Source organism: Maricaulis sp. (assembly GCF_015665295.1).
Taxonomy (GTDB): Bacteria; Pseudomonadota; Alphaproteobacteria; order Caulobacterales; family Maricaulaceae; genus Maricaulis.
The window spans coordinates 39,511-52,668 of record NZ_JADFAJ010000019.1; the positions used below are offsets into that span (position 1 = coordinate 39,511).

Sequence of the window (13,158 nt, forward strand, 5' to 3'; positions counted from 1 at the left end):
CACGCCCGTAGCGGTTGGCGCAGCGCCCGTGCGGATGATCGTTCAAATCCGGTCTGTTCCGTTCACCCGGTTTAAACGCGGACATGGTTGTGTGACGGGGGCGAGGGAGTTTGACACATGGCCAAGGCAGTCTTTCACAAGCATCAGCGTGTCTTTGTCGGACCGGTAGGGACCTGGGCATTGATCGAACAGGTCAAGCCGCACTGGGTGAAGGATGTCGAGGAGCCGATCCGCATCGCCTATGATTGCGGGCTTGGTCGCGACTTTGTCGCCGAAGAACTCTCCGCCGAACAGGCCGACCATGTCGAGGCGGGTCACTGGCGTGTCCTGCGCGCCAGGAACAAATGGCAGAGCGTCGAGGAATGCGCCGGGCATCCCTTCCCCGGCACCTTCCCCGTCGTTGTCACCGAGGCGATGGACTGGGGCGGCTGGCGCGTGCCGGCAGCGGAGTATGACCGCGACCCGCACCGTATCGAGGCCCAGGCCCGCCTCCTGGCCAACAGCCCCCGCCTGCTGGAAATCGCCGAACGCCTTGCGGCCCTGGCCGGCGAAGAGGGTGAATTATCACCCGCTTTGGCCGAGCTTTCGCGCCAGGCCGAGAACGTCCTCAAGGACGTCAACACCAAGCCAGGCAAGCGCGGAGTCGGCAGCCGACGGGCAGCTGCCTGATTTACCTAAAATTTTAAGGGCGTTCTAACGATTGCCCGTCGACACTGGGCGACCTGTGCACACGAGTGGAATCCCATGTCCCTGGTCGAACAACGCAACCGTTTCCTGTCCTTCGCCTTTGCCGCTGCCGACATTCTGATCGAGACAGATGGCAAGGGTCGCGTGACCTATGCTGCCGGTGCCGTCGCCACGCTGGGCGAGCCGCAATTGACCGGCTCGGGCGAGGATCTCGCCAAGCGTTTTGACCGCACCTCGCGACCGGTTTTCCAGGCGACCATGCATCGCCTCAAGCCCGGACGTCGGCTCGGCCCGGTCCGGATCGCCGTCGGCGGCCGGGAATGCCGCCTTTGCGGCTGGATGCTGGGCGATGATGACCGCATTCGCTGGAGCCTGTCCTACGAAGCCCTCCACGCCCCGGACGAACTCGATCCGCAAGCCTTTGAGCGCAGCGCCGAGCGCGCGATCGAGAAGGCTCGGTCCGCGGGCGTAAACATGGCCATGTCGGTGCTTCGGATTGAAGCCGGGGATGCGCTCGACCGGCTGGTCGGCCATGAGCGGGCAGCCGCGATCTATCAGTCCGTCGCCGCCTCCTGCGCGCTCGCCGTCGGCGATGACGGTGTCGCCCGCCAGGTCGACGAAGAGCGGACCGCCCTGATCCACGACCGGACGCTCGACCTTGAGCGGCTCCGGAAGGAAATCGAAGGCAGCCTTGCCGATGCAGGCCTCGACGAAGCCGTTGTCAGCATCGATTCCGTAGCCGATGCGCCAAGTCTCGATTCAAGTGTTGCCATCCAGGCCTTCCTCTACGCCATCAATCAAGCTGCCCAGTCCGACCGCGTCCTGGACGTCGTCAGCCTGCAGGAAGTTGCCGAAGGCATGATGCAGGAGAATGAGCGCCGTATGAAGGAGTTGCGGACCACTATTGCCGGACGTGTGATCGAGCCGCACGCCCAGCCGGTCGTCGACCTGGAGACCGGCGAGGTCCACCATTACGAGCTCCTGCTGCGTCTGCCCGGCGGCAAGCCGGTGCAGGACAGTGTCGGCTTTGCCGAGAACACCGGACTGATTTACGAGATCGACTTCGCGATGACCGAGATCGCCGCCACCTTCCTGCGCGACGATTTCGATCGGCCGTCACTGGCGGTGAACCTGTCCGGAAAATCGCTGACCAACATGGCCTGGGGCAAGCGTTTCCTGGCCCTGCTGGCGGATCTCAAGATCGACCGTTCCCGCCTCAGCTTCGAGCTGACGGAGACGGCGACCGTCACCAATATCAAGGCCGCCAATGCCGTGATCCAGAAAATCCGCGAGCGCGGCCACGATGTCTGCCTCGACGATTTCGGGGCCGGCTCGGCCGGCTTCCACTATCTACGCGATTTCCCGGCCGACGTGGTCAAGATCGACGGCAGCTATGTCAAGCAGTTCGAACGCTCCAAGCGCGATGCGACCCTGCTCAAGGGCATGATCAATATCTGCCGCAGCCTCGGGGCGGCGACGGTCGCCGAGATGATCGAGACCGAAGCCCAGGCAAAGGCACTGAAGACTTTCGGTGTGACCTATGGGCAGGGTTACTATTTCGGTAAGCCTGTGCCGCTAAGCTCCCTCAAGAACCTGAAGAGTAAGGCGTCGCACGCGGCGTGACGTAACTGAGGTAGGCAGACCATGGCCGTTGATTTCAGCCGTGTGCGAATTCTGATCGTCGATGATAACGGCTATATGCTGACCATCCTGCGCACCATTTTGCACGGGTTCGGCATCAAGCAGATATTCGAGTCGAAAGACCCGGCCGACGCGTTCGACCTGGTCCGCTCCGATTCGGTCGACATCATCATCACCGACTATCAGATGGAAATCCTCGACGGGCTCGACTTCGTGCGCCTGGTGCGGACCGCCGATGACAGTCCCAATCCGCTTGTGCCGATCATCATGCTGAGTGCCTATTCGGAGAAATCCAAGGTAATGGCTGCGCGCGATGCCGGGGTCACCGAATTCTGCTGCAAGCCGGTCACCGCCAAGGAGATGTTTTCCAAGATCGCCTCGGTAATCAACGAGCCCAGACCCTTCATCCGGAACAAGAATTATTTCGGTCCCGATCGGCGGCGTGCCAATGCCGGAGGCCCGGCCTACAAGGGTGCGGAACGCCGAAAGGCGCGCCAGAAGGTGGCCGCCGAGAGCGACGCGGCCACGGACGCGCCGGAGACCGGTGCCGGCGAGGCCTAGATTACCGTTTGCAAGCCCGCGCTCACAGGTCGACACAGGCCCGCGACGCACCTTAGTTTGAGACCATGAATCAGATGCGGTTCGAGCAACGCCTGTCCAGCGACAAGGCGATCAAATCCCCGTCCGGGGGATCGCGCCCGCGCGACCGCAAACCTGATCCCCGGAAACCGGCCAGCAAACGCTCCAGCGGGGTGATGTGGATCATCCTCGCCATGGTCCTGTTCACGCTGGCCTATGGTGGCATCCTGCTGATCAAGATCCAGCAGGAGCGCGAGATCCTGATCACCGAGGCGGAGCGGTCCCAGGCCAATGCCGCCGGCTATCTGGCGGAACGGGTGACCGCCCGCATCGCCGAGGCCCGCTATGCGCTCGCCTTCGCAGCCGCCGACCTGCGCGATGCCCGGGTCGGCGCGGTCGAGGACCTGGCCCGCGCCCGGCTCGCCGCGATCGGCGAATCGGAACTGGTCGCCGACATCGCCCTCCTCCTGCCCGGTGGCCAGGTGATCGCCGATGGCGACCCGGCCGAGGGTTTGCGCGAGCTCGCGGGCGCCGCGCTTGATGCGCCGTCCGGCCTGACCGCCGATGTGTCCGGCAATATCGCCCATCTGGTGCTGGCCGTGCCGGCGCCGCTCAGCGACGGCACTGTCGGTGCCTTCGTGGCCCGGCTGAGCACCGAGACCGCCCTGCCCGACTGGGGCGATGACCGCGTTGTGGCGCTGGCCGATTCCGAAGGCGGCATGCTGGCGATCCGCCCGCGCATGCCCAGCGTCCGGGCCGGCACCCAGCTGGCCGAGCGTTTCGGCCTGCAGCCGGCGTATATCGATACGCTGGCGAGCGGCGGCGGCGGTGCCACATCGGAGGCGCGTTTCGGCGAGGAGCGCGTGACCTTCGCCGTGGCCCCGATCGCGGGAACCGAATTGCGCGTCTACGCGCTGGGCGCCATGCGCATCAATCAGAGCGCTTGGTACCGCACCATCTCCTTTTACGGGCTGATGTTCATCGCCCCGATCTTCGTGGCGCTGGGCCTGTGTGCCCTGGTCTTCATGCAAATGGGGCGGCTGCGATCCACGCGGCAGCAGCTCGAAGACAATGAACAGCGCTTTCGCGTCGCCATCGAAGGCGCACGCTGTGGTGTCTGGGACTGGAACCCGGAAGCCGACACGGTCTTTGTCACCGACTCGCTTGCCCGCATCCTTGGCCTTGAAGCGGCCATCGAGTGCAACGGGCAGCAATTCCTGCAACTCTTCTCCAAGCCGGATCGCGAGCGACTGCGCGCCGCCATGCGCGGCGCCCCCGCCGGCGCCGAGGTCGATCACGAGGTCCTGGCCGCCCGCTCACCGGTCTGGCTGCAGATGCGCGGCCGTATCCTGCCGGGCGGCGAGGCCAATCATACCCGGATCGTCGGCGTCGCCATCGACGTCACCGAACGCAAGGGCGCCCAGGCCCGGGTCGCTGCTGCCGAAAACCGGCTGCGCGCGGCACTGGAATCCATGTCGGAAAGCTTTGTGCTCTGGGACAGCCGCCAGCGCCTGGTCCTGTGGAACCGCAAGTTCCGCGACCTGTTTGATTTTCCCGAGGGCATGCTCAAGCCCGGCATGAGCTATGCCGCCGTCGAGCAGGCTGCAGCGCGCGCCATCAAGGCCGTGCATGGCGGCACCGACAGCAAGGTGGCCTACGAGATCGAACTCGCAAATGGTCGCTGGCTGCACTATTCCGACCGCCCGACCGCCGATGGCGGCCTGGTCTCGGTGGGTGCCGACATTTCCGATCTCAAGCATCACGAAGCCGCCCTCACCGAGAATGAGGCCCAGCTGCGCAAGACCGTCGATGACGTGAAGCGCTCGCAGGCCCGCATCGCCGATCTCGCCAAGAAATACGAGGAAGAGAAGATCCGCGCCGAGGAAGCCAACCGGTCGAAGTCCGAATTCCTCGCCAATATGAGCCACGAGCTGCGCACGCCGCTGAACGCGATCAACGGTTTCTCCGAAATCATGATGCAGGAAATGTTCGGCCCGCTCGGGGATGACCGCTATGTCGGCTACATGAAGGACATCCTGTCCTCGGGCAAACACCTCTTGGAACTGATCAACGACATTCTCGACATGTCCAAGATCGAGGCCGGCAAGATGCAGCTGCAGCCCGAGCCGACCGATGCCAGCGAGCTGGTCGAGCAAAGCATCCGCATCGTGCGTGGCCGGGCCGAGGAGAAGCGCCTGCAGCTGCGTGCCGATGTCTCTGACCTGCCGGAGATCGAGGTCGATCCGCGCGCCTTCAAGCAGATCATGATCAACCTGGTCTCCAACGCGGTGAAGTTCACGCCGGAAGGCGGACGGGTCACAGTGCGCGGCTTCCTGTCCGGCCTCGGCGTCGCCTTCCAGGTCTCCGATACCGGCATCGGCATTGCCAAGGACGACCTGCCGCGCCTGGGACGTCCCTTCGAGCAGATCGAAAGCCAGCACTCCAAGAGCTTCCAGGGCTCCGGCCTCGGCCTCGCCCTGTCGAAATCCCTGATCGAGCTGCATGGCGGCACATTGTCGATCGAATCGACGCTCGGCGAAGGCACGACGGTCTCCATCGTGCTGCCGATCAGCCAGGACCAGCCGATCCCGCGCGATGCGAGCCGCAGGGTCTCCGAAAAGGCGCCGCGCGGGGATGAGGATGGTTTCGCGCCGGCGGACGACAACTTCGACGCCCATGCGCCGCTGGGACTGTCAGCCGGGCTGCAGGGCGGGGACAGCTTCGACGCCGATGATGAATTCGTCGACAGCGCAACACCGGCCCGCTTCGCGGCCGGCGAGTAACGTCACCCCTGCCAGATTGCGGGGAATCTAGTGTCGATCGCGCGGTGGCGGCGGCGGGCCTTCGCGGCCATCCCGCGGTGTCCCGCGCCGGTGCATGGCCGAATGACCGATGCGCTCGCGCCCGGCTTGCAAGGCTGCGGCACGGGTCTCGGCATCAAGCTCGGCCACAACATCCAGCACAATCATTTCGATACGGGCCTCGACGGCACGCTGGCTCTGGCGCATTCGCTCCATCGCGGCAGCAACTGCGTCGGCGTCGAAGTCCTCGGCGACGAGCAGGGCATCGAGCTCCCGACGTGCCGCCCTGCCGTCCATGGCGATATCGCGCATTTCGGCGAAACTCGCGCGCAGGCGGCTGCGGGCTTCATCGCGCGCCGCTTCGGGCAGCGACTCGACGAAACCGCGCAGGTCGAAACCGGCACGCCCCGGAGGGCCGCCGCGCGTCGGCATCTGGCCATCATGTGGCACCCGGACATGCCAGCGCGGCCCGTCCGTCGTGCGATGGAGGAGGTAACCAACAAGCACGCCATTGATCATTACCGATCCGACCAGGGCGATGATCCAGGGCAGGGCCGGCCTCATGCGTCCTCCCCCAGCCAGTCCACCCAGTCCTGCTCGTATCCGGTGAAGGCATCGGCATAGATCGCGTCGCTGTCGTCGGCGGGTCCGGTGAGCGCGCCGCTGGCAAAACCGCCCAGCACACCAACCAGAAGCGCGGCAGCGATGGCTGACGGCGCCATCCAGGCGGGCAATCCGGTCGGGCCAGGAAGCCGGGCGAGAAGACGGCGCTCAAGCAGCGGCGCCTCGATCACCGGCTCGACCATGCGGTCAAGAAGATCGTCGAGCACCATCTCGTCACCGGTCGCGTCGAGGACCAGGGCAGGATGCGCGGCGGCAAAGGCTTCGGCCTCGGCCCGTTCGGCATCGGGCCAGCGCGCCGGGTCGGCCCCATAGGCCTCGAGAATTCGGAAAAAGCGGTCCTCAGTCATCATTCGTCACCGTAACGGGCGTCACCGCCCCGTGCATAGCTGGCAATGAGATCCGGTGCATCGCCCAGAAGCAAGGCCTTGAGCTTGCGCCGGCCGCGGGCCAGCAGGGATTCGAGCGCATCGACGCTCACAGACATGATCGCCGCCGCCTCGATATTGCTCATCTCCTGGAAATGAACCAGTTCGAGCGCCTGGCGCTGGCGGTCCGGCAGTCGGGCGACAGCCATTGCGACGCGATGACCGGTTTCGGCCTGCTCCATCCGGGAGTCCTGCCCGGGCGCGCTGTCAGCGCGTTCCGGCACGGTCTCGGTTGGTATTTCGCGGCGCCTGCGCAGCCGGTCATAGCAGAGATTGAGCGCAATGCGGCAAATCCAGCTCGACACCCGCGCCTGACCGGACTGCCAGCGCCCTGCGGCTTTCCAGACCCGCAGGAAAGTCTCCTGCGCCACGTCCTCGGCCTCCACCGGATCGCCGAGCGTGCGCCGGGCCAGACCGAGAATGCGGGACAGGTTGGCAGCCATCAGCTCGCGCGCCGCGTCGCGGTCGCCGGCGCCAATACGCGCCATCAGCCGGTCTTCCGCGGCGCGCACCCCGGCCGGAGCCGGGGTGGCGGGAGATGACCGTTCGCGGACACGGCCCGACAGGGGTCCGGCAGCGGCCGGTTCGTCAGTCTTCATGCCGTGTCCGTCGAACATCAGCGAAACGCCTAGTTCCGCCACCAATGCCGGCGATCCTGTCGCCGTTCAGCCGCGGCGTCCAGCTCGTCCGGCGTGATCGCGCCGTCCTCGTTTGCGTCCAGCATGGCGAACAGTCGGTTCTCGCCACCGAGGAATTCGGCGCGGGAAATCCGACCATCCTCATCGGTGTCAAAATGGCGGCCGGGGCCCGCCCCGTCCGGGCCGTCACCAGGACCGTCACCGCCGTGAGCCCGCCGCCGCCAACGCCGGCCTTCCTCGCCGGCTTCATCGGCCTCGGCCTCATGCAGGGCCCGCAGGCGCTGGCGCACGGGCGATGCGTCTTCGCCATCAAGATAGCCGTCGGAATTGCGATCCATCCAGGCGAACATCTCCGCCTGCAGAGCATCGACTTCGGCGCGGGTAATGGTGTTGTCGGCATTGGCGTCGGCCGCCCGCAGCATCATCATCGCGCGCTGTGGGCCGCCGGCACCGGGACCGCCCTGGCGGTCACCGCGGTGATGGCCGCCAATTCCCTGGGCCTGCGCCGCAGCGCCGGCCAGCAACAGGCAGGTCGAGCTCATCAGAATAATCAGTCGGGAAATTTTCATGACATTGTCCTCGTCGTTCAAAGCCTCGCAATGAGTAGAACGCGTCAGGCCCGAACATCCGTCGCGGCAGGATCACATTTTCCCGATCCGACGCTCAAACACCTTGTGGACGGCCACCATGCGCCTATCCAGCGCCGCCATGAGTGCCTCGATCTTGCGGCAGCCGCCGAGCTCGGCAAGCCGTTCGGCAAAACCACTGCTGGCCTGGTCCGGGTCGAAGCCGGAGCCGTGGGCACAGCGGATCAGCTGCAGCACGCCGAGCTCGAGCTGCAGCGTCTCGGTGAGCAGCTTGACCTCGTCGGCCGGCAGAATCCCCGCCTCACCCAGCGCCATCAGCGCCTGCATGGTCGAGGCGCGCAGCACATCCTTCCGGTCGGCATGGATCAATTGCAGGGTCTGGGCGATGAACTCGATATCCTGCAGGCCGCCCGGCCGGGCCTTGAGGTCCCAGTCTGACTTCGGCGGTTTGGCCTCGGCGAGTCGGCGCCGCATCGACAGGGCGTCCTCGCGCACGCCCTTGGCCTCGCGCGGCCGCCGCAACGCCCGCTCGAAGGAGGCCTCAACGGCACGCGCCAGCGGACCGTCACCGGCGATGATGCGGGCTCGCGTCAGCGCCATCATCTCCCAGGTCCAGGCCTCGTGCGGGTAATAGCTGTCAAAGCGCGCCAGCGAGACCGCGACCGGGCCCGCCTTGCCCGATGGGCGCAACTGCATGTCCACCGTATAGAGTTCGCCCTCCTCGGTGGGCGCCGACAGGGCGCTGATCAGGCGGGTCGCAAAACGGCCGAACCAGGAGGCGGCGGTCTCGTCTCCCTGATAGATGATCATGATGTCGAGATCACTGTCGGCCGCAAGTTCCCGGCCGCCCAGCTTGCCCATGCCCAGAATGACGCCCTCGCCCGGCATCGGGCCATATCGGCGCTCGGTTTCGTCCTGCGCGGCCCGCGCCATGGCCGACAGGGTCGCATCGGCCATCGCGGAAAAGGCCGCGCCGGCGGTTTGCGCGCTGGCCGTCCGCTTGAGGATTTGCGTGCCGATCCGGAAGCGCTCCTCGCGGACGCGGCGACGGGCAATATTGAGGGCGGCCTCGTAATCCCCGGCCCGGCCCAGCGCCTCGCTCAGCACCGACTTGAAACTGTCCGGCGGATCGCGGTCGAGGGGGACGGAGAAGCGCTCGTCCAGCATGGCATCGAGCAGGGCCGGACGGCGTGCCAGATCGGCCGCCAGTCGCGGTGCCAGGGTCAGGATGCCGATCAGGTCTGCCGCCAGGCCCGGCTCGTTGGACAGGAGCGAGAGCGGTTGCACGCCCATGGGCAGGTTCTCGAAAAAGGCGGCGAAGCGTGTCATCGCGGCATCCGGCTCGCCGGTGGCGGCCATGCGGTCGACCAGCTGCGGTGCGATGCGGGCAAACAGGGTGCGGGCACGGTTCGACCGTACCGCCCTCACCCGGCCACCGGCCCAGCCATTGAGCGTCGCCCAGACCGAGGCCGGTTGCGAGAAGCCCAGGGTTTCCAGCGTGGTGATGGTGTCCGGCGTCGGCTCGACGCCGGTCAGGATCAGCGAACCGGCCTCCGAGGCCAGGGCCTCGTCATCCTCGAACTGGTCGGAAAAATGCCCGTGCACGCGCTGCAGGCAGGCCTCGACCGCCGCCTCGAAGGCGGCCCGGCTGTCAAAGCCGGCCAGCGCGGCGAGATCGGCGCGGTCATCATCATCGACAGGCACCGTCTGGCTCGGCTCGTCCTGGCGCATCTGCACGCGGTGTTCCCAGCTGCGCAGATCGCAATAATCCGCCGACAGGGAGGCGACGACATCGGCCTCGACAGCGCCGGTCTCGCGCAGCGCCGCCAGCGCATCCAGTGTTGCCGGAACGCGGACGCGCTCGTCACGGCCGCCAAAGACCAGCTGCGGGATCTGGGCGTAAAACTCGATCTCGCGTATGCCGCCGCGCCCCAGTTTGAGATCATGCCCGGCCGGCCGGATCTCGGCGCGCCGCCCCACCGTCTGGATCTGCCGCGCCAGGCCGCGGATATCATCGATCGCGGCATAGTCCAGCGAGCGGCGCCAGATGAAGGGCTGCATGTGGGCGAGAAAGCGCGCCGCTGCAGCGGTGTCGCCGGCACTGGCGCGCGCCTTGATCCAGGCCGCCCTCTCCCAGGTCTGGCCCAGGCTTTCATAATAATTCAGCGCCGCATCGGTCGAGATGATGACCGGGGTCGCACCCGGATCAGGCCGCAAGCGCAGGTCGACGCGGAAGGCATAGCCGTCAGACGTCACATCCTGCAGCGATTTCACCACGGACTGGATCAGGCGCGGCAGGCGTTTGCGCGGCTCCTCGGTCCCGGGCAGGGTCAGGGCCTCGGCATCATAGACGGCGACCAGGTCGATGTCGGAGGAATAGTTGAGATCACCGGTTCCCATCTTGCCCAGCGCCAGCAGGATCACGCCGGGAAGCGGGTTGTCCGGGTCACTCACGGCATGCGCGCGGCCCTGTTCGGCGAGCAAGCGGACATGGGCATGCAGCGCCGCCTTGAGGGCCGCATCGGCGAGCCGTGTCATCGCCGCCGTCACCTGGCGGACATCCCAGACCCCGGCGAGGTCCGCCAGCGCGGTGACCAGATGGGCATCGCTCTTGGCCTCGCGCAGGGCGGCATCGAGGGCGGCAATATCCGGCGCCGCAGCCCCGGCAATGCGCAGATTGTCGATGGCCAGGGCGAGCAGCCGGTCCGGCGTCTCGCGCACACAGGCCGCCAGCGTGTCGGGCCGGCGCTGGGCCAGACGCGCCAGATAGGGCGCGGCGGCGAACACAGTGTCGAGGAAGTCGGAGACCGGCGCGATCGCGGCGCGCGCCCTGTCCGGCAGTGACGCGATCACATGCGCGGCCGCACCCGGCTTGCGCCCCGGCAAGGGCGGTAGTCCGGCGGGCAGGGCCGGTCGTGATGGCGTCTCGACGTCAGTCATGACCGGCAAATTGGCCCGATCCGCCAGCCGGGTGAAGGGGCAAAGCCGCATTTGAGAAATTTGTCCCGGCATGTGTGCCACGAAAATGTCTTTCGCAGCACACAACCTGCCTAGCTCTCCGCCGGCGCCTTGGGGAAACAGAGTGAGGCGCGCAGGCCGGCGCCGTGCCCGTCAGCGACCACGCCCGGGCCCTCGCCCAGCTCGAACTTGCCATTGTGGACATCGACGATGGCCTTGACGAGCGACAGGCCGAGGCCCGAGCCGGGCATGGTGCGTGAATTGTCGAGCCGCACGAAACGCTGGGTGACCCGCTCGCGATCCGTATCGGGAATGCCCGGACCGGTATCGGTGACAGAGAACTCGATACGGCCTTCACCGGTCTCGCGCAGGCGCAATGTCACCGCACCGCCGGGCGGGGTATATTTGACCGCATTGTCGAGAATGTTCGCGAGCGCCTGGGACAGGAGACCGCGATCGCCCAGCAGGGTCAGGCCGGACTGGATCTCGCTGTTGAAGGACAAGCCTTCATCCTCGCAGACCGGCTCGTAGAGCTCGGCCATGTCGGAGGCGATCTCGGCCGGGTCGAGACGCTGGATCGAGGCCCGGCTTTCACCGGCCTCCAGGCGTGACAGCGACAGGATGGCGTTGAAAATGCCAAGAAGTTCGTCGGTATCGGCGACAGCGCGCTCCAGCGCCTGTTCACGCGAGGCCTGGTCACCCTCCTCGCGCAGCGCCTCGTCGAGCCGGTTGCGCATGCGTGTCAGCGGCGTGCGCAGATCATGCGCGATACTGTCGCCGGTATGGCGCATGCGGTGCATCAGCGCCTCGACCCGGTCGAGCATGTTGTTGAAATTCTCGGACAGCTCATCGAGCTCGTCGCCGGTGAAATTGCGCGGCGCTCGGGGCTGCAGGTCGCCGGCCTTGACCCGCCGCGCCACCGTATTGATCCGGTCGAGACGGCGGACAAAGCGGCGGCTGACGAAAATCCCCGCCGCCACGCCCAGCGCCAGGGCCAGCGCAGACGCGGCAAGAATGGTGTTGAGCATGCGCGAGACGAGGCGCGTCTCCTCGTCGACATCGAGGCCGACATAGAGGCGATAGCCCGAAGGCAGGTCGATGATGCGGCCGCGCGCGGTACGGTCATCCTTGCCATCGGCATCATTGCGGTCACCGGCGGCGGGCCGGCGATAGGTGAACTGGACCCGACCCTCATCATCGGGCTGGACGTCCGGCAGATAGGTCAGATTGCCCGACAGGCTGCGGCCGGAGGGGTGAACCAGCAAATAGAGATAGTCCGCCCCGCCGCCGACCGTGCGTTCCAGGATGTAGCGGTTGACCGTGCGGATGCCGCCAGCCTGGAAACTGGCGTCGAGCTGCTCGACTTCCTCATTGATGGCCGCATCGGCGCGGCGCAGCACCATGCCGGCCGAGGCCGCATAGACGAAGCCCAGCGTGACGAAACTCGCCAAGGCGAACAGGGCCGCCGACAAAAGTGTCTGTCGGAACGCCGTTGTTCGAAGAAAGGCTGCCCCCCGCGCCTGCATGCCGGATCAGGCCTGCAGGCGGTAGCCGGCTCCGCGCACCGTGTGCAGAAGCGAGCGCGGGAAGGGTTTGTCGATCTTCGAGCGCAGACGCGAGATATGGACGTCGATCACGTTCGTCTGGGGGTCGAAATGATAGTCCCAGACCTTCTCCAGCAACATGGTGCGGGTCACCACCTGGCCGGAATGCTTCATGAGGAATTCCAGCAGGCGAAACTCGCGCGGCTGCAAGAGGATTTCCTCGCCCTCGCGCACCACGGTGCGGGCAAGGAGATCCATTTCCAGATCGCCGACCACCAGCTTGGTGCGGACCGTGTCCGGGTCGCGGCGGCGGGCCAGGGCCTCGACCCGGGCCAGCAGTTCGGCAAAGGCATAGGGCTTGACCAGATAGTCATCGCCGCCAGCCTTGAGACCTTCGACGCGATCATCGACCTCGCCGAGGGCCGAGAGGATGAGAACCGGGGTGCGATCGTCATCGGCGCGCAGCGCCTCGACCATCGACAGGCCATCCATGCGCGGCATCATGCGGTCGACGACAAGCACGTCGTATTCCGCGGCGCGGGCCATTTCCAGACCCTCTTCACCGTTGCCGGCATGGTCGGCCACATGGCCACTTTCGCGAAGCCCCTTGCGGATATAGCCGGCAGCTTCGCGGTCGTCTTCAACGATCAGAATGCGCACCCCGATCTCCTCTT

Annotated in this window: 11 protein-coding genes; 4 read left to right on the forward strand and 7 right to left on the reverse strand. The window is 66.3% G+C overall.

Going from position 1 to position 13,158, the window contains the following annotated elements; all coding sequences use genetic code 11:
- Positions 1-117 precede the first annotated feature (117 nt).
- The 4 genes from QZZ02_RS09895 to QZZ02_RS09910 all read left to right on the forward strand — a co-directional run bounded on the left by QZZ02_RS09895 (position 118) and on the right by QZZ02_RS09910 (position 5,690).
- Positions 118-669, forward strand: coding sequence for a hypothetical protein (locus QZZ02_RS09895; protein WP_291844034.1), 552 nt, complete (start codon positions 118-120; stop codon positions 667-669).
- A 75-nt stretch (positions 670-744) separates the two neighbouring features.
- The gene (locus QZZ02_RS09900) at positions 745-2,310 is read left to right on the forward strand and encodes an EAL domain-containing protein (protein ID WP_291844035.1); all 1,566 of its coding nucleotides are present in this window, start codon (positions 745-747) and stop codon (positions 2,308-2,310) included.
- A 21-nt stretch (positions 2,311-2,331) separates the two neighbouring features.
- Positions 2,332-2,889: a response regulator gene (locus tag QZZ02_RS09905; RefSeq protein ID WP_291844036.1), complete on the forward strand. Its 558-nt coding sequence runs from the start codon at positions 2,332-2,334 to the stop codon at positions 2,887-2,889.
- 65 nt (positions 2,890-2,954) lie between these two features.
- Positions 2,955-5,690, forward strand: coding sequence for a PAS domain-containing sensor histidine kinase (locus QZZ02_RS09910; protein WP_291844037.1), 2,736 nt, complete (start codon positions 2,955-2,957; stop codon positions 5,688-5,690).
- Between the two features lie 27 nt (positions 5,691-5,717).
- On the opposite strand, the gene QZZ02_RS09915 is transcribed toward QZZ02_RS09910, so the two are convergent.
- The 7 genes from QZZ02_RS09915 to QZZ02_RS09945 all read right to left on the reverse strand — a co-directional run bounded on the left by QZZ02_RS09915 (position 5,718) and on the right by QZZ02_RS09945 (position 13,144).
- Complete coding sequence (locus QZZ02_RS09915; protein WP_291844038.1) at positions 5,718-6,272, reverse strand: periplasmic heavy metal sensor; 555 nt, start codon at positions 6,270-6,272, stop codon at positions 5,718-5,720.
- On the reverse strand, positions 6,269-6,679 hold the full coding sequence (locus QZZ02_RS09920) for a hypothetical protein (RefSeq protein ID WP_291844040.1): 411 nt from the start codon (positions 6,677-6,679) through the stop codon (positions 6,269-6,271). Before QZZ02_RS09920 ends, QZZ02_RS09915 begins: the two co-directional genes overlap by 4 nt.
- Positions 6,679-7,356, reverse strand: coding sequence for an RNA polymerase sigma factor (locus tag QZZ02_RS09925; protein WP_291844041.1), 678 nt, complete (start codon positions 7,354-7,356; stop codon positions 6,679-6,681). The genes QZZ02_RS09920 and QZZ02_RS09925 overlap by 1 nt, the downstream gene beginning before the upstream one ends.
- 29 nt (positions 7,357-7,385) lie before the next feature.
- Positions 7,386-7,964, reverse strand: a complete 579-nt coding sequence (locus QZZ02_RS09930) for an EF-hand domain-containing protein (protein ID WP_291844043.1) — start codon at positions 7,962-7,964, stop codon at positions 7,386-7,388.
- Between the two features lie 72 nt (positions 7,965-8,036).
- Entirely contained in the window at positions 8,037-10,922 is a 2,886-nt protein-coding gene (locus tag QZZ02_RS09935) for a bifunctional [glutamine synthetase] adenylyltransferase/[glutamine synthetase]-adenylyl-L-tyrosine phosphorylase (protein ID WP_291844045.1), read from the reverse strand.
- A gap of 110 nt (positions 10,923-11,032) precedes the next feature.
- The gene (locus tag QZZ02_RS09940) at positions 11,033-12,412 is read right to left on the reverse strand and encodes a HAMP domain-containing sensor histidine kinase (RefSeq protein ID WP_291844046.1); all 1,380 of its coding nucleotides are present in this window, start codon (positions 12,410-12,412) and stop codon (positions 11,033-11,035) included.
- 60 nt (positions 12,413-12,472) lie between these two features.
- Complete coding sequence (locus QZZ02_RS09945) at positions 12,473-13,144, reverse strand: response regulator transcription factor (RefSeq protein ID WP_291844047.1); 672 nt, start codon at positions 13,142-13,144, stop codon at positions 12,473-12,475.
- Between the last annotated feature and the right edge of the window lie 14 nt (positions 13,145-13,158).

Excerpts from the sequence above, each read along its gene's own strand:
- QZZ02_RS09925 (WP_291844041.1), bottom strand. The coding sequence starts at position 7,356 with ATGAAGACTGACGAACCGGCCGCTGCCGGACCCCTGTCGGGCCGTGTC.
- QZZ02_RS09930 (WP_291844043.1), bottom strand. The coding sequence starts at position 7,964 with ATGAAAATTTCCCGACTGATTATTCTGATGAGCTCGACCTGCCTGTTG.
- QZZ02_RS09905 (WP_291844036.1), top strand. The coding sequence starts at position 2,332 with ATGGCCGTTGATTTCAGCCGTGTGCGAATTCTGATCGTCGATGATAAC.
- QZZ02_RS09895 (WP_291844034.1), top strand. The coding sequence starts at position 118 with ATGGCCAAGGCAGTCTTTCACAAGCATCAGCGTGTCTTTGTCGGACCG.
- QZZ02_RS09915 (WP_291844038.1), bottom strand. The coding sequence starts at position 6,272 with ATGAGGCCGGCCCTGCCCTGGATCATCGCCCTGGTCGGATCGGTAATG.
- QZZ02_RS09935 (WP_291844045.1), bottom strand. The coding sequence starts at position 10,922 with ATGACTGACGTCGAGACGCCATCACGACCGGCCCTGCCCGCCGGACTA.
- QZZ02_RS09910 (WP_291844037.1), top strand. The coding sequence starts at position 2,955 with ATGAATCAGATGCGGTTCGAGCAACGCCTGTCCAGCGACAAGGCGATC.
- QZZ02_RS09900 (WP_291844035.1), top strand. The coding sequence starts at position 745 with ATGTCCCTGGTCGAACAACGCAACCGTTTCCTGTCCTTCGCCTTTGCC.
- QZZ02_RS09920 (WP_291844040.1), bottom strand. The coding sequence starts at position 6,679 with ATGACTGAGGACCGCTTTTTCCGAATTCTCGAGGCCTATGGGGCCGAC.